Raw genomic sequence first — 18,956 nt, 5'->3', positions numbered from 1 at the left:
AGTGCGTATTAATTCTGCAGAGGTGCAAATCCAAATGAAAAACAAACAACGCTTGAAGGCTCGTTTACCGCTCTCGGCCTCACTGTTGCTGGGCTTAGGTCTGCTGGTGGGCAGCATGTTTGCCAGTGCTCAATCCATCACCATCGGCGGGGCCAATTTTTCCGAGCAGACGATTCTCGCAAACATCTATGCGTCAGCCCTGAAAAACGAAGGGATTGACGTCAAGACCCGGCTCAATCTGGGGAACCGCCAGATCATCGCCAAGGCGCTGGAAAACGGGGATATAGACGTTGTACCCGAATACATAGGATCACTGTTGAGTTTCTATGACGATAAGACCGCCCTGACCACCCAAAAGGAGATCGTCAGCGCTTTGCAACAGAAGTTACCGGCGGACCTCCAGTTGCTTGAACCTTCGTCCGCGGGCTCTATTACCGCTTGGGTCGTCACCAAAAAAACCGCAGAAAAGTACAACTTGCACACCTTATCCGACCTGGCGCCCGTCTCAGGTGATTTCACATTGGGTGGACCTCCCGAAGTCGCCACTTCTGCATTAGGCCTGCCCGGGTTGAAGGCGGTCTACGACATCAACTTCAAGAGTATCAAATCGCTGGACATGGGCGGGCCCTTGTCGCGGCTGGCGTTGAACTCAGGCGCTATAGACGTCGCCACGGTGGTCTCCACGCAAGGCATCCTGGCTAAAGAGCCTTGGGTTGTCCTCGAGGACGACAAGCACCAACAGCCCCTGCAAAACATTACGCCACTGGGCCGCAAGGCGTTGCTAACCCCAGAAGTCACCAAGGTGCTCAACGAGGTCTCTGCAAAACTGACCGATGACGACCTCAAGCAACTCAATCGCCTTGTTGATATCGATCACAAGGATCCAGCAAAAGTCGCGGCGCAGTGGGTTGCCGAAAATACCGTCAAGACCGCCCACTGAAAATGAATGCGATGTTGATAAGGTCGCGGAGGCGTAATGTCCAATAAAAGTATGATTTTGAATTTGTTCTTTTTTAACCCCCAAGGGGATCATCGTTTTTCCTGGCGCCATCCGCTGTCACCGACCAAAGAAATATTGACGCTGGGTTACTACGTAAAACTGGTGCAGGCAGCCGAGGCGGCTAAGTTTGATGCGGTTTTTGTCGCGGATCACGTAGCGGTCTGGGACTCCGTCGCCAGCGGGTTGAGGCATTATGCCAACGCCCGCCTTGAACCTATTACGCTCTTGTCCGCACTGGCTGCTGTTACCGATCACATCGGGCTGATGGGGACCGCCTCAACTTCCTATAACGAGCCCTTCAACATCTCGCGGTATTTTGCTTCGCTGGACTATCTCAGTGCCGGGCGAGCCAGCTGGAATATCGTGACTTCCTGGTTGGAAGAGGAGGCTGCAAATTTCGGATTGTCAGGTGTGACGAAACACGGCGACCGTTATCTGCGGGCCGAAGAATTCATCCATATCGTCAAGCAGCTTTGGGACTCCTGGGAGGAGGGTGCGCTTGAATTTGACAAGGGCACCGGCGATTTTGCCGATCCATCGAAAATTCACCCGATCAATCACAAAGGGGCACATTTCAGCGTGCGTGGGCCGCTTAACGTGCCGCGTCCACCTCAAGGATATCCCGTCCTTGCCCAGGCGGGGTCTTCTGAAGCAGGCAAGAATCTGGCCGCCGCCCATGCGGACGTGCATTTCTGTTTCATCAATTCGGTCGAAGAGGGACTGGTGTACAGGGCGGATTTGAATCGCCGACTTGAATTGAAGGGCAGGCATTCCAGTGACCTGAAAATTATTACCGGCGTGCTTCCGGTGGTTCTAGAGGATGAGACTGAGGAGGAGCGCCGCCGGCAACTGGAGGACAGCCTCATCATTGATGCCGTGGCGATTGATCTGGTCTCCACTTACACCCGCCTCGACTTGACAGGACTTTCGCCCGACAGCCCATTGCCAGCGTTGCCGGATGAGTCTGAGTTCGATGGCATTCGAACTGAGCTGGCCCTTCTCAAGAAGTACGATGCTTCTTTGTCTATCCGCGAAATAGGACGCCGTTTGGTCAAGAGCTCCAGTACCTGGCTACTGATCGGAACGGCGGAACACATTGCCGATAAGCTTTCAGCGTTATACGAATCGAATGCCGTCGATGGCTACAACCTCATGTTTCCGTTTTTGCCAACGGACTTCGAAGCATTCACACGCGGCGTGGTGCCTTTGCTGCAAGCCAAAGGGGTTTTCCGCAAGGAATATGAACCTGGGACGCTGAGGGACCGCTTGGGCTTGAAAAAGCCTGTTAACAGCTTCTTGCTGTGATCTATCGATAGCGTCACCTACGGACTATCTTGAGAGGGATAACAGCGGCGAGAAAGAAGGCCTGAAGATCCAGGCGTGAAGTGTGCGCAGTCCCTGCCTGCCTTACATAACGTCGATTCGTCGAACGGTGACGGGAGCAGATTCAATCAGGAACGCAATGAACGAAGCGTTGAAACAGCTTCCTGAGGTTTCTTGAGAACTGGCTATCAAGGATAGTCTTGCCGGCCAGTCTTGCTCGACACCCTCACTTCCAAGTAGAGACCAGGGACTTCGCGGTCGGCGTGCTTGCCGGGTTCGGTCAGCGAACGGATGAAGGCATCGCTGAGTTTTCGTCTGAAAACAGGGGCATTATCTGGCGGCATCGGTGGGGGCATCGTTTTTAAAAAATCGAAATTTGCCCCCAGTTATGCCCCCATACGCTCCGGAATCCAGTGGAATTGGACGGACGGCCCTGGACTGAAAAAACCTATAACTTTATGTTTATAAAAGGTTATTTTGAGCTTGGCGGTGTTCTGTTACAGACTATCAGGATCCCCAAAAAACATCTGAATCCGCGAACGCAGCCAGCGCTCGCCGGGATCGTTGTCCTGCGAGCCGCGCCAGGCCATGTGCAACTCGAAGGTTCGCGTCGGCAGCGGCGGGTCTTCGGCGCGTACGCCACCGGCGGCGGTCAGTGCATCGGCGGTGTAGTCCGGCACGGTGGCGAGAATATCGGTGCCGGCCAACAGCGTACCCAATCCATTGAACTGCGGAACCGCGAGCACCACATGACGCTTGCGCCCGAGTTTCTCCAGTTCTTCATCGATGAAACCGCTGAGGTCGCCGGCGAAGGACACCAGCGCATGGGGGCGAGCGCAGAAGTCGTCCAGGCTCAAGGCGCCGGGTACCGAGTCGGCGCGCAGCAGTTTCGGCATGCTGCGTCGTAGGACTTTGCGTTTGGCGTTGGCCGGCAAATCTGTGGTGTAGCTGACGCCAATCGAGATTTCACCCGACGCCAACAGGTTCGGCATCAGTAAATAGTTGACGCGTCGCACCACCAGCACGATGCCGGGCGCCTCGGCACGCAGGCGCTTCAACAGCATCGGCAGCAGGGCAAACTCGACATCATCCGAGAGGCCGATGCGAAACACCGCGGTGCTGGTGGCCGGGTCGAATTCAGCGGCGCGACTGACAGCGGTCGAAATCGAATCCAGCGCCGGAGAGAGCAGGGCGAAGATTTCCACCGCCCGGGCTGAAGGTTCCATGCTGCGGCCGGTACGCACGAACAGCGGGTCGTCGAACAGACTGCGCAGGCGCGATAACGCCGCACTGATGGCCGGCTGACCGAGAAACAGCTTTTCCGCCGCGCGGGTCACGCTGCGTTCATGCATGAGGGTTTCGAACACGATCAACAGGTTCAGGTCGACACGACGCAGGTCATTACGATTCATCTGGGGTCCTGGCAGAGTCATCAAACTTGACGAGAGCAGCCATATGAGAACAATGGCCGGCATGAATCTTACGGGGAAAGGCTGTTACTCTGCACCGAGTAATTCATTTTTCCCACAATGCTGGTTCGGTTTTCTACGTTGATGGACGTATTGCCGGGGCTGCGGAATCAATGACAGGCATGTCGACTATTAATAGCCACTGATGGTCTTGGCCAGAAAGCCCAGATAGAGTTCAGGGCATTAGAGGTTACTTTGACGAGGTTTGCGATGTCCCGCACGATCCGTTTTCACAAGTTTGGTCCTGCCGAGGTGCTCAAATGCGAAGAGCATGCGGCAGCTCTGCCAGCGCCGGGCGAAGTGCAGGTGCGTGTCGAAGCGATCGGCATCAGTTGGTATGACATTCTCTGGCGCCAGAACCTGGCGTCTTCCCATGCCCGGTTGCCATCGGGCCTTGGTCATGAAATGGCCGGCGTGGTCACCGCCGTCGGCGAAGGTGTCGATGATCTGGCCGTGGGTGACAAGGTCGCCAGCTTCCCGGCAGAAAGTCCCAATGACTATCCCGTCTACGGCGAGCAAATCGTGCTGCCGCGTTCGGCGCTGACGCGTTATCCGGATGTGCTCAGCCCGATCGAAGCCGCTGTCCATTACACGCCGCTGTTGGTTGCCTACTTTGCCTACGTCGATCTGGCACGGGTCAAGCCTGGCCAGTTTGCACTGGTCACCGATGCGAGCCATTGTGCCGGCCCGTCCTTTGTGCAACTGGGCAAGGCCTTGGGTGTACGGGTCATTGCCGCGACCAAAACGGCCAGCGAGCGCGAGTACCTGTTATCCCTGGGTGCCGAGAAGGTGATCGTCACTGAAGAGCAGGATCTGCTCATGCAGATCAACAAGCTCACCGACAACCGCGGTGTCGACGTGGTATTCGACGGCCTCGGTGGGCCGCAGATGTCGATGCTCGGTGACGTGCTGGCGCCTCGTGGCAGCCTGGTCCTGTATGGCCTGCAAGGCGGGAACCAGACTCCGTTCCCGGCCTGTGCCGCGTTCCAGAAAAACATTCAGTTCTTCGTGCATTGCATCGGTAACTTCACCGGCAAACCGGAACTGGGGATCATTCAGGACCAGGTCGCACTGCAACGAGCCTTGCGCGATATCAACCAGTTGACGGCTGACCGTGTACTGCTGCCACTCAAGACCCGGGTCTTCCCGTTTAGCGAGTTTGTCCAGGCGCACCGTTACATGGATGAGTGTCCGTGTCGCGAGCGTGTGGCGCTTCAAGTAGAACCTGCATGACGCTTGCGCAAGAGTCCGTGTTTACGGACTCTTGCGTTTTTGTTGTACGGGCAAGCCTCTCATCCCCCCCTTCGTCATTTGCCGGTTCAGCAACTGAACTGGTTTTTGCTCCTGATCTGTATCTTCTAATCATCATATAAGCCCTGATAATTGAATGATTAATTTCATCTCAAGGAATGAGTCATGGCTGGGCATATTTTTTTAATGGGTACTGCTTTTGGTGCTATGTATTCGGACCATTGCTCGCCTGCGCTTCGTGTTGAAACGCGGCAAGTAAGCGGTTCGCTTGTTAGTTATGGAAGTATTGCCTTGTTCTGGTTTCCTTATTTCTCGTGCTCATTGTCTGTGGGACGTTGTCGGAAAAATCCTAGGCCGCCCATCCGGCCCGTCGGAGCGCTTGGCCTCGGGGGTTGTGGGCGATTGACTCGGTCGTGAATGTTATTTCTATAACAATCGTTTCAAATAGTTACCACAACCAAAGTGTTAGCATTTGACAGCAGATACTCACGATAAGCCGTAATCAGCCATCACCGATCGCAGGTCGTGCAAGCAAATGATTGTTTGTGCGATGCCGACTTTTTGAATATCAGGTAAATGACAATGAGCACAACTCATGATCAAGCGATGAACTATGTCTATCAGCAAGTTTTGCAGCGGTTGCTGGGTTTCTTTTCTCGCGCGGAACGTACTGCATTGCAGCTGTTGATCCAGCGTCTGGTGGTGGCTGCCGGGGGAATGGAGAGAATCGGTACTTACAAGGTGCTGATGATGCACTCGGGAACGCGCGACAGTTGCTACACATTGGCATTCCTGCGTGCCGCGCAGTTGAGTATCGCGGGCAGAGCGCCCGCGACCTTCCAGTTGCGTGTCGCCACGCTACGGCTGGGCGGGACGACGCCGATGATCATGGAGAATATTCATAGCAGCTACGGTGCCCTGTTTGTCTACGACGATCCTCGGGTCGAGGTGGTGATGGTCGATAACCGCGAGGTGTTGCCCTTCAGCCATCTGACGCCGATGTCTGAGGCTGGTCGCGACTTGAATCGCACGAACATGCTGATGCTCGGCCATCTGCGAGGGGCTCACGGGGTGTTTGAAGCGTGTGACGACGGCTATCTGGCGACAGGCGAGTTCTACTTGCAGATGGCCCGATGGGAGGGCGGTGTCGATGCGTTGATCAGCGGTGAAACCGTGCGTCAGCAAAAGCAGTTTTTGACCGGCCTGATGCGCGAGGCACAAAAGGCCGGCCTGCCGGCAATCACTCATCCGGCCTTCAGTTATGAAGGATTGTTCTCAACGCTCGATCAATTGGGCGGCGATTGTTATCGCGAGCTTTATGCGGGCCATGAAACGGTTGAGTGGCGGCCACGCGAGAGTTTTGAGGCGCGACGCGGCGCAGACTATATCGATATCCAGGACCTGGTGACCGGCAACATGGAGGAGCGCTGGCCATTACTGACCGACTTTCTCGGGCTGCAACCGGATGAAATTGACGTTCACCTGCGCGAAAACGAATTCGCCAGTCCTTTGCTCTCGGCCCATTTGCGGGGCTTGCAGGCCTGCTTCGTGAACGGCCTGGCCTACGAAAACGGATTCAGCGAGTACATACAACGGGCGTTGTTGAAGATGCGTAAACGACGTCTGCCCGAGCGGCTTTGCGAGCAGGTGCTGGAGGTCTACGGCAATCCACGCGCGATGGCTGAGCTTCGGACCCTGGCGTCGGCCGAGGCTCGGCAAGCACTGGGTCTCAATGAAACACAGCAGCTGTGCCTGCTGTTCGCCCCCTTTGTCGATGCCGGTGCCGGGCTCGAGCACTTTTTGCGCCGCTGCCATCCCGGCATGTTGGTGGCGATGCCCGAACTGCACAAAGCGATGCAGGGCAATGCCGCTCCTGAGCAAGTCATGCAATGGATGATCGACGTCAGCGGTTTGTCGGTCAGCCTGATCTGCAAGCTCTACGGCATGCGTTCGGTGTCCGGGATCGGGCTTGAAGCGGGTGATTCGGGCTTGAGTGCCGAAGGCGCGGGAGAGTTTGAGGTGGATGACGCGCTGAGTGAACGGTCAGCGAGACGTTGAAGGAGTCTGGTTTGACCGATTCAAACACTACCTGCACAGCGATTGGCCAGCGTTCATGAAAGGGCAAAGGGAAACCGATTTTGCCTACCAGGCCGTGTACCGATACCTGACCAGCCTGACCAATGAAATGGCGACCGAAGCACCGATCAAGCTGCCTTCGCTAAGGCAACTGGCAGACCGCTTGAACGTGTCGATTTCAACTATCCAGTACGCCTAGTGACTCCGCATTGTCAACGACCTGCTTGAAACGGTCTATGTCAGCGCAAGGCGCCCGGGAATGCTGGTCCTGAGTATCGACGAACCCGCGCTTTTGCAGTCGCTGGACAGTCCGCTGTTACTGCTGGAGCGGGAATTGGTGCGCCAATATCCGCGCCAACCGCAGCTTCACTCGCAGCCGTGTGGCGAGCTGGAATTACGTACCGCGCTGGCGGCACGCTACACCACTTCACCGGCACGCTGCTGGCACGCCGACGATGTTTACATCGGTGCCGACTGGCGGGGTGTGCTGGAAATACTGATCGCTGTGCTCGAGCTCAAGGATGCGACCGTGCTGGTCGAATCGCCCTGCGACTGGGCCATTTTGCGCTTGTTCCAGACCGCTGGCGTGCAGGTGATCGAGTTGCCGATAGACAGCAACGGCTGCCTTGACCTTGAGTTGCTTGAGCATTTGCTCCAGACCGAGGCGGTTCGCCTGGTGGTGCTATCGTCGGGCGTGAGCATGCCGCGCGGCAGCCTGATGCCGTCGGACAACCGGCAATCCACCGCCGAGCTGTTGGAGCAACACGGCAGTTGGGTACTGGAAAACGACGTGTACGGCGAACTCGCTCATGAGCCGAATGAACGTCGTTTTCGCGATGTGCTCGATCCTGATCGACTGATCGTGTTTTCCACCTTCGAAAAGCTCATGGGGCCTGAGGCACCTTACGGGTATCTGCTTTCACGGCATTTGAGCGTGGAGTTGCAGCGGCATTTTTTGCTGCGCGCGTTTCGCCTGTCGCCGATTCGTCAGAAAGCCATTGCACGCTTGTACAGCAGCGGCCGTATCGACCAGCACTTGCTGGTGCTGCGCCGGCTGTTGAAAGAGCGTAAAAGCCGAATGATCCAAATGCTGCAGGACCGTCTGAGCGACTCGCTGGAATTTGTCGAGCCGGCGGGCGGGGCGACCATCTGGGCGCGCTCGTTACGGCCGGTCGATGTGCGGCGGGTCTTCCAGCGCATGCTCAAGCAACAGGTGGTGATTGCCCCCGGCGAACTGTTCAGCCTGCATGGGTTGTATTCGCAGAACGTCAGGCTCAGCCACACATTCAGCGGGCAGCACGACCTGGAGGCTGCATTGACGAAGCTGGCGGATGCATTGAGGCTTGAACTCATCGATTGACCGGACGTCAATATGTGCTGCTGATGTCTGGATAGATTTTGTCTGGATAGATATCGTCGCTCTCTGGTCAAACTGCCAGTAAACTGCCTCCCCATTCCTGAACCACTCTTTTTCAGAGGTTTTGCATGACACTCAGTCCTTTTGCGGGCAAACCGGCACCCGTAGAGTTGTTGGTCGACATCCCGCGACTGGTAACGGCCTATTACACCGGTCAGCCCGATGCCTCTGTTTCGACCCAGCGCGTTGCGTTTGGTACTTCAGGCCATCGTGGCAGCTCGTTCGAGCTGAGTTTCAACGAATGGCACGTTCTGGCCATCAGCCAGGCCATCTGTCTGTATCGCGAAGCGCAGGGCATCGACGGCCCGTTGTTTGTCGGCATCGACACTCACGCGCTGTCGACGCCGGCCGGCGCCAGTGCGCTGGAAGTCCTCGCCGCCAATGGCGTGACCGTGATGATTGCCGAAGGCGACGAGTACACGCCGACGCCGGCTATTTCCCACGCAATTCTTTGCTACAACCGCGGCCGTACGTCGGGGCTGGCGGACGGCATCGTCATCACGCCGTCCCACAACCCACCGCAAAGCGGCGGTTACAAGTACAACCCCACCAACGGTGGCCCGGCCGATACCCACATCACCAAGTGGATCGAGGCCAAGGCCAACGAGTTGCTGGCCAACAAGCTTGCGGGTGTCAAACGCATCAGCTACGAGCAGGCACTCAAGGCGAGCACCACCCATCGTCACGATTACCTCAATACCTACGTCGCCGATCTGGTCAATGTGATCGACTTCGACGCCATCCGTGGCGCCAACCTGCGCCTGGGCGTGGATCCGCTGGGCGGAGCAGGGGTGCGCTACTGGTCGGCCATTGCCGAGCATTACCGCCTGAACCTTGAGGTGGTGAACACCCAGGTCGACCCAACCTTCCGCTTCATGTCCGTCGACTGGGACGGTCAGATTCGCATGGACCCATCGTCCAGCTATGCCATGCAAGGCCTGATCGGTCTGAAAGAGCGCTTCGACGTGGCGTTCGCCTGCGACCCGGACCACGACCGTCATGGCATCGTCACCCCGTCCGGTGGCTTGCTGGCGCCGAACAACTATCTGGCCGTGTCCATCGACTATCTGTTCCAGAACCGCCCGCAATGGCGCGCCGATGCGGCGGTGGGTAAAACCGTGGTCAGCAGTGGCTTGATCGACCGCGTTGCCAAGCGCCTGAACCGTCGTCTGTACGAAGTACCGGTCGGTTTCAAATGGTTTGCCGATGGCCTGTTCGATGGCTCGCTGGGTTTTGGCGGTGAAGAAAGTGCCGGTGCCTCGTTCCTGCGTAAGGATGGCGGCGTCTGGAGCACCGACAAGGACGGCCTGATTCCAGCCTTGCTGGCGGCGGAAATGACTGCTCGCACAGGGCGTGATCCAAGCCAGGCTTATCGCGCATTGACCGATGAGCTGGGTGAGCCGTTCTCGGTACGCGTCGACGCCAAGGCCAACCCTGAGCAAAAAGCCTTGCTTGGCAAGCTGTCACCGGACCAGGTCAAATCGACACAACTGGCTGGCGAAGCGATCCAGAGCATTCTCAGCAAGGCGCCGGGTAACGACCAGGCGATCGGCGGCCTGAAAGTCATGACCGAAAATGGCTGGTTCGCGGCCCGTCCTTCGGGCACCGAGGACATCTACAAGATCTACGCCGAAAGCTTCATTGGCGACGATCACCTCAAGCAATTGGTCAGCGAAGCTCAGACACTGGTGGACAGCGCGATCAGCACGAAATAATCGAAGGCCCCGTGGCGAGGGGGCTTGCCCCCGTTGGGTTGCGAAGCGGCCCTGATCCTGATCATTGCTGTTCTTCAGACAGATCGCATACGCCATTTTGCGACTGCTTCGCAGCCGAACGGGGGCAAGCCCCCTCGCCACAATGACTACATGTAAAAAAGGGCGACCATAATGGTCGCCCCTTTTTTTGCCCTGCATTCACACAATCAAGCCAGGTCCACCAATACGATTTCACTGTCTTCTATCGCTGTGACTCGCAGCACCTGCTCCTGCGCAACCGCTACACCGTCTCGAGCTTGTGCACGCAAGCCATTGACTTCAATGACTCCGGTGGCAGGCACCAGGTACGCTCGGCGACCGTTATCCAGTTGATACTCGGCGGTTTCGCCGGCCTTCAGGTTTGCTGCCACTAACCGTGCATCGGCGCGGATCCGCAGGCTTTGGTCGTCGCCGGCCTTGCCGCTGGCCAGGGTCACGAAACCTTCGCGTTGACCTTGGGGAAACGGTTTAGCACCCCAGGACGGCGCCAGCCCGGTTTCATTCGGGATGATCCATATCTGGAAAATCTTCGTTGCCGTCGATTCCAGGTTGTACTCGCTGTGAGCAATCCCGGTGCCGGCGCTCATGACCTGTACATCACCAGCCTCGGTGCGGCCCTTATTACCCAGGTTGTCTTCATGGCTGATCGCACCTTCGCGAACGTAGGTGATGATTTCCATGTCCCGATGCGGGTGTTTCGGGAATCCGGTGCCTGGCGCAATCACATCGTCGTTCCATACTCGCAGGTTGCCCCAGTTCATGCGTTTGGGGTCATGGTACTCGGCGAACGAAAAGTGATGATGGGCATCCAACCAGCCATGGTGGGCGCCGCCCAGGGAATTGAAGGGTCTGAGTTCAAGCATGATCGTCTCCTGAAAAGGTTCGTCATGGGGCGGAACGCTAGAGCCGCAAAACGAGAACCGGTGGTTGATGGCAAGCATCATCTATCAGTTAACAATCGATAAAAAGCGTAAAAACTGCCTCAATCCAATCAGATTATTAGATGTTATTTAAAGGCTGTTTTCTACGTTTCAGCATTCACTTCATCGCTTAAACCAATGATGGATAAGCATTTGACTAGAACTCGCCGGCAAATGAAGACACCATAGCCTGCAACAGCCTCACACCCTGGAGTCAGCGTGCCGCGTCACAACCCCGATCTTCCTTCCGAGCTTTTGCCCCTGGCCGAGATGCCGTTGCTCAAACGCCTGGCCGCGCGTTTTTTTGGCCACGGCCTCAATCGTCTACGCGCGCAGCACCGGGCGTCCTGGCTGCATGGCCAGGCCGACGGCTTTCGCAGCGGTCATAGCGCGGGCGTCGACTACGGCTACAAAGAAGGCAAACTCGAAGGATTAGAAGAAGGCCGTCAGGTGCTGCTGATTCGCGACGGCCGATCCACCGAGCATCCGGCGCCGCGTATTGATGAAAACCTGTTCGACGACTGGCGGTTGCCGCTGAGTGCCGAGATCAAGAAACGGATGAAGGCCGATGTCGCCCGCTTGTTGCCGGAATCGGCGCAGCCGAGCGCCGCTCAGTGGAAGATGATCTTCAGCGACACCCCCTCGACCTCGGTGATTGCCGGGGCGGGCGCCGGGAAATCGACGACTCTGGCGCTGCGCATTTTGCTGCTGACCCATTACCTGGGGTTTGAACTCGATTCGTTGACCGTGGTGACGTTCACCCGGGAATCCCGCAAGGACTTCATCAACAAGCTGATCGGGTTGTTTGCCGTGTGGGGCCGGGCGCTCTCTCAGAAAGACGCCCGCGATCTGGTGCGAACCTTCCACTCGCGCATTCTGCCGATGGTCCGCAGCCTGCCGGGATTCGAGCGGCTGCAGGCTTTCGAAAGCCTTAATGGCCGTTCGCTGTTCAATGACGCAGAGGTCGACAGCAACCCGTTCGATCTGCGGATCAACGACTCCCAACGCCAGCAACTGAACGCCTGTTTTCACCGGCTGTTTACTCAAAGCGAGCGCTTTCGCGAACTGATCACGCCGCTGTCCCGTCATGCCTTGCAGCTCAAGGAGCTGGAACGCGATCACCCGGATGTGCAAAAGCGCATGGCGGTGACCGAGCTAGCGGCCAAGCGCGATGAAGAGCTCTGTGATGTCGTCGAAGATCTATGGATTCGCGCAGGCGCCTGGCCGATCAAGGGCATTGAGCCCAGCCGCCAGACATTCGAGATCAACGGTTCGACCTTCCATTGTCACGGTTACATTCCGACGCTCGACGCTTGGGTCGTGCTGGGCTTCGATCCCCGTGAAAACCCGCAAGTCAGCCGTCCCAACGCCAAACTGACGGTTCGCGCGGAATGGGCAGTCAAGCGCACCCTGTTTCAAGCTTTTTGTCGTAAGCCTTTGATTTGGCTAGATAGCTATGAATCTTCAAAGCGCGTTTTGGCCACGCTGGCAGGGGATGCCAGCGCCGGACCGGGGTTCGATTACAAGGTCAAGGGTGAACTGGGCTCCGCACCGCTGCTCGATTGTTTTGTCGCGGCGGCGAGCTTTATCGAAAACCTTGGGCTGGATGTTCCGGCCGCCGTGGGCCAGATGAGTTTCGCCAAGGACGATCCGGACCGTTTGTTCTTTGAAGCGCTCAGCCTGTACTGGCGAGCCCTGGAGGATCACCTGCTGGATCAGTCGCCGCCGGTGATGACCTACAACCGGATGTTCGCCTTGTTCAGTGAACATTCGCCAGAAAACCTCAAACTGCTGAGCGATGAGTTGCTGCGACCGATGTCGCATTTGATGATCGATGAATTTCAGGACGTTTCCCCGCAAATCGTCTCCTGGATTCGCGCAACCCTGATGGAAATCCGCAGCCGTGGTCCAACCATGCACGTCGGGCGCGGGGCGCAACGCTCGTCGCTGCTGTGTGTCGGCGACGACTGGCAGTCGATCTATGGCTGGCGCGGCAGTTCGCCGAAGTACTTCATGGAGTTCAACAAGGAATTTCCGTCGCCCAATACCACGCGGGTAATGCTCAGTGAAAACTACCGCAGCCATCAGCACATCATCGACGCTGCCGAGCATATCGTGCGCACCGCACCGGCGATTCCCGGCAAAAAAGCCAAGGCCAGTGGTGAGCCGGGGGAACTGTTGCCGGTCAACGTCCATGATCGGGATGATTCGACCATGGCCAAGCGTCTGATGGAACACTACCGAAACGGTGATTCAATCTTGATGCTGTATCGAAAAAGTAGCGATAAAACATTGATTGAAGAACATATTTCACCTGTAGTTAATGCTGATTCTAGCTTGCCATTCGAGGCTCGACGGTTCAAGCAGTTAACCTATCACAGTGCCAAGGGGCTTCAGGCCGATGCGGTATTCCTGCTCGGCGACTGCCAGCACCTGACCAGTTCACCGTACAAGAATCAGGTCTATCGCATGGCCGGGCTGGGCAAGGACGGCGATGCGGAGCCTTATGACAATGCGCAGAAAGACGAGATTCTGCGGTTGGCTTACGTTGGTATCACCCGGGCAGTGAAGCACTGTTATTGGTACGTCGATGGCCAGGACAATCAATCGGTCAATATGCCCAAGGCATCCGACAGGATCGCGCAGGGCAAGCCTTTCTTCGCCGATCAGCGAGTTGGCAAACAGTCGGCCTGAACAGGGTGGTGCAGAAATCTGGAATACCTTCGAACATGAAAAAGCCCACGTTGCGTGGGCTTTGATGCGAAAGGGTTGTGGTTCAAGAAGCACTTTTCAGGGCAAGAGGAGGAGCAAGGGCTTGAAGCTCATCCTCCACCGCTTCGATTATTCGCTCGACATCGGCGGCGTTCATCACTGTAGCGCAGGGAATTGCGGCAATGGCGATCATGGTCTCGCCACTGGCACGATCAAACAACCGGGCAATCATGCTGTCCGGGGCATCCATGCTCGCCTCGAATCCCATGGGATGAAAATACCAGCGCATCAGCTGGCAGGCGTTTGGAAACGTAACTTTGCTCAACGACACTCTATTCATGTGTTGCCCGCCTTGTTCATCGAGCGCGTCCGTTAGCCCGTGTTTAGGAGGGATGGGCCCTCATTGGCCCAACCGTTTGAATTTTAAAAATAGCACTCGTTGGTGAAAGGACCGTGAAATCTTTAAGGCCGTTTGGCGATTGATGCGCTGTCATTGATCTGGATCATGTTTTGTAGGGTATCGGGTGGAGGCCGCTGATGCTGGTTGCGTCAACCGGCATCGGTTTTTGCCCTTGAGGCCATGCCACTGAACATCGACCGGGTTCGTACACGGTTGTGGAACAAGATTCGGACGGAGAGTTGAGGGGGTAAAACCCGTCCGGGGTGAGAGCCAAAGATCAAAAGATCGCAGCCTTCGGCAGCGCCTACAGGTAAACACCGATGTAGGCGCTGCCGAAGGCGGCGATCTTTAGGTTAATGCACTTGAACTTGAACATTTACGGCATATTTGGAGTGTAACTAGATGGCGCAAAGCCACATAACATTGCGACGCAGTAATCAAATACAACTGTACTGTTATTTAATATTTAAATAAATCATTGTCCGACAATCCGCTCAGGAGATTGAGCGATAAAGATTATTTCGACTTGCTGGTCATTGTTTTCGGGCGTTTTGTGGAACAGTTCAATTTGACGCCAAAAAAGTAGTAGACGTTTGATTTCGAAATGTGTCAGCTTTCTTACGCCTTCATTGGGCGAGTGATAGGACGATCTCGCCAGAGATTGTCGCTGTCTGACAAAAACTGTTCCATTGCTAAACAAGGAAGTGTGTTTATGTCGAAAATAAAAGTGAACGCTATTGACTCACTGGCCGCCACAAGTAACGCCTGGTCACAGATCGATAGTTTCAGCCATCAGTATGACCGTGGCGGCAATCTCACGGTCAATGGCAAACCCTCCTACTCGGTAGATCAAGCGGCGACGCAACTGTTGCGTGATGGTGCCTCCTGGCACGATCTCAACGGCAGCGGCAAGATCGAACTCACCTACACGTTCCTGACTGCCCCAACGTCGAATTTCAGCGGCCTGGGTGTTACTGGTTTCAGCCAGTTCAGTGCCTTGCAGAAATCTCAGGCTGGGCTCGCCATGCAATCCTGGGCAGACGTGGCCAATGTCACCTTCACTGAAGCAGCCAAGGGTGGCGATGGTCACATGACCTTTGGCAACTACAGTGGCGGCCAGGAAGGTGCAGCAGCATTCGCCTTCCTGCCGGGTACCGAGCCTGGCTATGACGGCCAATCGTGGTACCTGACCGGCAGTGGCTACAACGTCAACAAAACCCCGGGCGTGAACAACTACGGTCGTCAGACCCTGACTCACGAAATCGGGCACACCCTCGGTCTGTCTCACCCTGGCGACTACAACGCCGGCGAAGGCAACCCGACCTACAGCGACGCGTCCTATGGCCAGGACACTCGCGGCTACAGCCTGATGAGTTACTGGAGTGAAAGCAACACCAACCAGAACTTCAGCAAGGGCGGTGTCGAGGCTTATTCGTCCGGTCCGTTGATGGACGATATTGCTGCGGTGCAGAAGCTCTATGGCGCCAACATGAGCACCCGTACGGGTGACACCACCTACGGCTTCAACTCCAACGCCGGTCGCGATTTCTACAGTGCGACCTCATCGTCGGACAAAGTCGTGTTCTCGGTGTGGGACGCGGGTGGCAAGGACACCCTGGACTTCTCCGGCTTCACCCAAAACCAGAAGATCAACCTCAATGAGGCCTCGTTCTCCGATATTGGTGGCATGGTAGGTAACGTTTCCATTGCCAAGGGTGTGACCATCGAGAACGCCATCGGCGGTTCGGGTAATGATCTGCTCATTGGCAACAGCGTGGCCAACGAGCTCAAGGGCGGTGCCGGTAACGACATCATCTACGGCGCGGGTGGCGCCGACAAACTCTGGGGTGGCAGCGGTTCCGACACCTTCGTGTTTGCAGCTAGCTCCGACTCCAAGCCGGGTGCGGTCGATCAGATCCTGGATTTCACCAGCGGTCTGGACAAAATCGACCTGAGTGCCATTACCAACGGCGCAGGCCTGCACTTCGTGAATTCGTTCACCGGTGCAGCGGGCGACGCGGTATTGAGCACGATCTCCGGTGGCAGCAGCCTTGCCATCGACTTCTCCGGGCACGGCGTGGCTGAATTCCTGGTCACCACCGTTGGCCAGGCAGCTACCACGGACATCGTGGCCTGAGTCGATGATTATGGGGGCAGCGCAGATGCGCTGCCCTTTATCCTTGCCAGCACCGCAGCGGTAGGCGAGGCTGCATAGGCTACAACCTGGAACGAAACACCTTATGACCCATAACGCCTTTACCTACAGGGCAATGGCTTGGCTGATCGCCACGCTGATGATGTTTTCTGGAGATGTAGTCATGGCAAGCAGCCTGAGATTAGCGGACCCGTCAGAACTGGCCGGGCAATGGCAGGTTTACCTGACGGCACAGCCGCAGAACACCTGTTCACTGGAACTTGTGCAAAATCAAACATTGGCGGGCGATATTGAGTGCCTCGCCGGCTGGCTGGGTGAAACACCCATCGGTTGGTTTCCGGAACCCGACGGTATATCGCTGACTGGTAAAGAGGGTTCAAGAATTATTCATCTTGGCCGACAGCAGGAAGGGCGCTACCAAAGTACCAAACAATCAGATCCGGCGATTGTTCTGCAACGTGCTCCAGACTAAGAACATCTAGGGTAAGTCGAATCTTTCCCCGTAATGGAAATAACGACTCCCTCACAGTTTTCTGCTGACCGGTAAATAACCTGAACTCTATATCGTCATGACATAGAGTTCGTTCGCCTGTCAGTTGCACTATTAAAAACATGCCTCCGCCAGAGTGGAGGCAGTTTATCGGAACCGTGTCGAACTACCGCGCGGGCTATCAGCTCAGGGAAGATCAATGAGAATGGCGAAGACCACTCCCACTGCACCGCTATTGAAGGCGCTGGGTGACTATAAAAGTATTTTGATCAGCATCGGTTGTTTCACCGCATTGATTAACGTACTGATGTTAGTGCCGTCGATTTACATGCTCCAGGTTTATGACCGGGTACTCTCCTCGCAAAATGAAACCACGCTGGCGATGCTGTCGCTGATGGTGGTCGGTTTTTTTGCGTTTATCGGTTTGCTGGAGACCGTGCGCAGCTTCATCGTGATTCGCATCGGTAGCCAACTGGAGCGACGTTTCAATCTGCGGGTCTATCAGGCCGCGTTCGAGCGCAACCTGTTCAAGGGTGAAGGTAACGCCGGCCAATCGTTGGGCGACCTGACCCACATTCGCCAGTTCGTCACGGGACCTGCGCTGTTCGCGTTCTTCGATGCACCGTGGTTTCCGGTCTACCTGTTCGTGATCTATCTGTTCAACGTCTGGCTTGGGGTGTTCGCTACCGTCGGTGCGGTGCTGTTGATCGGTCTGGCGTTCCTCAATGAGGCGATCACCAAAAAGCCCTTGGGTGAAGCCGGCGGTTATTCGCAACGGTCCACGCAACTGGCCACCAGTCATTTGCACAACGCCGAGACCATCCAGGCGATGGGCATGCTCGGGGCGCTGCGCAAACGCTGGTTCCAGGTGCATTCACGGTTTCTCGGCTTGCAGAACCAGGCCAGCGATACCGGAGCAGTCATCAGTTCCTTGAGCAAGACCCTGCGTCTGTGCCTGCAATCGTTGGTGCTGGGTTTGGGCGCCTTGCTGGTGATCAAGGGTGATATGACCGCCGGGATGATGATCGCAGGCTCCATCCTGATGGGCCGGGTGCTGAGCCCGATCGATCAGTTGATTGCCGTCTGGAAACAATGGAGCGGGGCGAAGCTGGCCTACCGACGGCTGGACGCTTTGCTGCAAGAGTTTCCACCAAGTGACAACGCCATGGAGTTGCCCGCGCCCAAGGGCCAGGTGACCTTCGAACAGGTCAGCGCCGGCCCGCCGGGCCAACGCACGGCAACCCTGCACATGGTCAATTTCAACCTCAGGGCCGGCGAAGTGTTGGGTGTGTTGGGAGCATCCGGCTCCGGCAAGTCAACCCTGGCGCGGGTGCTGGTGGGCGTCTGGCCAACCCTGGCCGGCACTGTGCGGCTGGACGGTGCGGATATCCATCGCTGGAACCGCGACGACCTCGGTCCTTACATCGGCTATCTGCCACAGGATATCGAACTGTTCAGCGGCAGCGTCGCCGAGAACATTGCGCGCTTTCGCGAAGCCGACCCGCAGAAGGTTGTCGAGGCCGCGCAGCAGGCCGGTGTGCACGAGATGATTCTGCGTCTTCCGCAGGGCTACGACACCGTATTGGGCGAGGACGGCAGCGGTTTGTCCGGCGGCCAGAAACAGCGCGTGGCCCTGGCCCGAGCGCTGTATGGCGGGCCGAGCCTGGTGGTGCTTGACGAGCCGAATTCGAACCTCGACACCGTTGGCGAGGCTGCATTGGCCAGTGCCATCGCACAGATGAAAGCCCAGGGTACCAGCGTGATTCTGGTGACCCACCGTTCCTCGGCGCTGGCCCAGGCCGACAAGTTGCTGGTGCTCAACGAAGGCCGCCTGCAAGCCTTCGGGCCGAGCCAGGAAGTGCTCAAGGCGTTGTCCGGCGCGCAACAGGAACAACCACGGGATAAAACCGCAGCAGCACCGGCCGGACTCAGCATGAGCCGCCAGTATCAGGCCCCGACAAAGAGCAGCGGTGTATGAGCAAGGACAGC

12 protein-coding genes and 2 pseudogenes are annotated in these 18,956 nt (G+C 56.8%); 10 read left to right on the top strand and 4 right to left on the bottom strand.

The features are described from left to right. The first annotated feature begins 34 nt into the window (after window positions 1-34). Window positions 35-940: an ABC transporter substrate-binding protein gene (locus tag BK658_RS28625; protein WP_123585239.1), complete on the top strand. Its 906-nt coding sequence runs from the start codon at window positions 35-37 to the stop codon at window positions 938-940. Between the two features lie 36 nt (window positions 941-976). Further along, a complete protein-coding gene (locus BK658_RS28620) occupies window positions 977-2,305 on the top strand; it encodes an LLM class flavin-dependent oxidoreductase (RefSeq protein WP_123585238.1) in 1,329 nt (442 codons plus the stop codon). Between the two features lie 221 nt (window positions 2,306-2,526). Here the strand turns inward: BK658_RS28620 and BK658_RS30520 are convergent. Continuing rightward, window positions 2,527-2,667: pseudogene (locus tag BK658_RS30520) on the bottom strand (tyrosine-type recombinase/integrase); the annotation flags it as partial. Between the two features lie 153 nt (window positions 2,668-2,820). Then, window positions 2,821-3,735: a LysR family transcriptional regulator gene (locus tag BK658_RS28610; RefSeq protein WP_123585237.1), complete on the bottom strand. Its 915-nt coding sequence runs from the start codon at window positions 3,733-3,735 to the stop codon at window positions 2,821-2,823. Window positions 3,736-4,002: 267 nt separating this feature from the next. On the opposite strand from BK658_RS28610, the gene BK658_RS28605 reads away from it, so the two are divergent. From BK658_RS28605 to pgm, 4 genes and pseudogenes are all read left to right on the top strand, one after another. Continuing rightward, entirely contained in the window at window positions 4,003-5,025 is a 1,023-nt protein-coding gene (locus tag BK658_RS28605) for a zinc-dependent alcohol dehydrogenase family protein (RefSeq protein WP_123585236.1), read from the top strand. 600 nt (window positions 5,026-5,625) lie between these two features. After that, complete coding sequence (locus BK658_RS28600; RefSeq protein WP_123585235.1) at window positions 5,626-7,101, top strand: hypothetical protein; 1,476 nt, start codon at window positions 5,626-5,628, stop codon at window positions 7,099-7,101. Between the two features lie 55 nt (window positions 7,102-7,156). Then, a pseudogene (locus tag BK658_RS28595) lies at window positions 7,157-8,479 on the top strand (aminotransferase class I/II-fold pyridoxal phosphate-dependent enzyme). Window positions 8,480-8,604: 125 nt separating this feature from the next. Continuing rightward, window positions 8,605-10,251, top strand: coding sequence for a phosphoglucomutase (alpha-D-glucose-1,6-bisphosphate-dependent) (pgm, locus tag BK658_RS28590; RefSeq protein ID WP_054597307.1), 1,647 nt, complete (start codon window positions 8,605-8,607; stop codon window positions 10,249-10,251). 206 nt (window positions 10,252-10,457) lie between these two features. Here the strand turns inward: pgm and BK658_RS28580 are convergent, their stop codons facing one another. Then, entirely contained in the window at window positions 10,458-11,153 is a 696-nt protein-coding gene (locus tag BK658_RS28580; RefSeq protein WP_123585234.1) for a pirin family protein, read from the bottom strand. A 276-nt stretch (window positions 11,154-11,429) separates the two neighbouring features. Between BK658_RS28580 and BK658_RS28575 the strand changes: the two genes are divergently transcribed. Then, window positions 11,430-13,904, top strand: a complete 2,475-nt coding sequence (locus BK658_RS28575) for a UvrD-helicase domain-containing protein (RefSeq protein WP_123585233.1) — start codon at window positions 11,430-11,432, stop codon at window positions 13,902-13,904. Between the two features lie 82 nt (window positions 13,905-13,986). Here BK658_RS28575 and BK658_RS28570 read toward each other — a convergent pair whose 3' ends face one another. Beyond that, the gene (locus tag BK658_RS28570; RefSeq protein ID WP_123585232.1) at window positions 13,987-14,262 is read right to left on the bottom strand and encodes a DUF1652 domain-containing protein; all 276 of its coding nucleotides are present in this window, start codon (window positions 14,260-14,262) and stop codon (window positions 13,987-13,989) included. Between the two features lie 772 nt (window positions 14,263-15,034). Between BK658_RS28570 and BK658_RS28565 the strand changes: the two genes are divergently transcribed. From BK658_RS28565 to BK658_RS28555, 3 genes are all read left to right on the top strand, one after another. Further along, window positions 15,035-16,459 (top strand): serralysin family metalloprotease, encoded by a 1,425-nt coding sequence (locus BK658_RS28565; RefSeq protein ID WP_123585231.1) that lies wholly within the window; start codon window positions 15,035-15,037, stop codon window positions 16,457-16,459. 103 nt (window positions 16,460-16,562) lie between these two features. Then, window positions 16,563-16,949, top strand: coding sequence for an AprI/Inh family metalloprotease inhibitor (locus tag BK658_RS28560; protein ID WP_123585230.1), 387 nt, complete (start codon window positions 16,563-16,565; stop codon window positions 16,947-16,949). A gap of 217 nt (window positions 16,950-17,166) precedes the next feature. Further along, window positions 17,167-18,945: a type I secretion system permease/ATPase gene (locus tag BK658_RS28555; RefSeq protein WP_123585229.1), complete on the top strand. Its 1,779-nt coding sequence runs from the start codon at window positions 17,167-17,169 to the stop codon at window positions 18,943-18,945. Window positions 18,946-18,956 lie beyond the last annotated feature (11 nt).

The organism is Pseudomonas brassicacearum, from assembly GCF_003732175.1.
Taxonomy (GTDB): domain Bacteria; phylum Pseudomonadota; class Gammaproteobacteria; order Pseudomonadales; family Pseudomonadaceae; genus Aquipseudomonas; species Aquipseudomonas brassicacearum_G.
The sequence above is the reverse complement of the archived record's forward strand: the minus strand, read 5'-3'. Positions and strand labels throughout refer to the sequence as shown.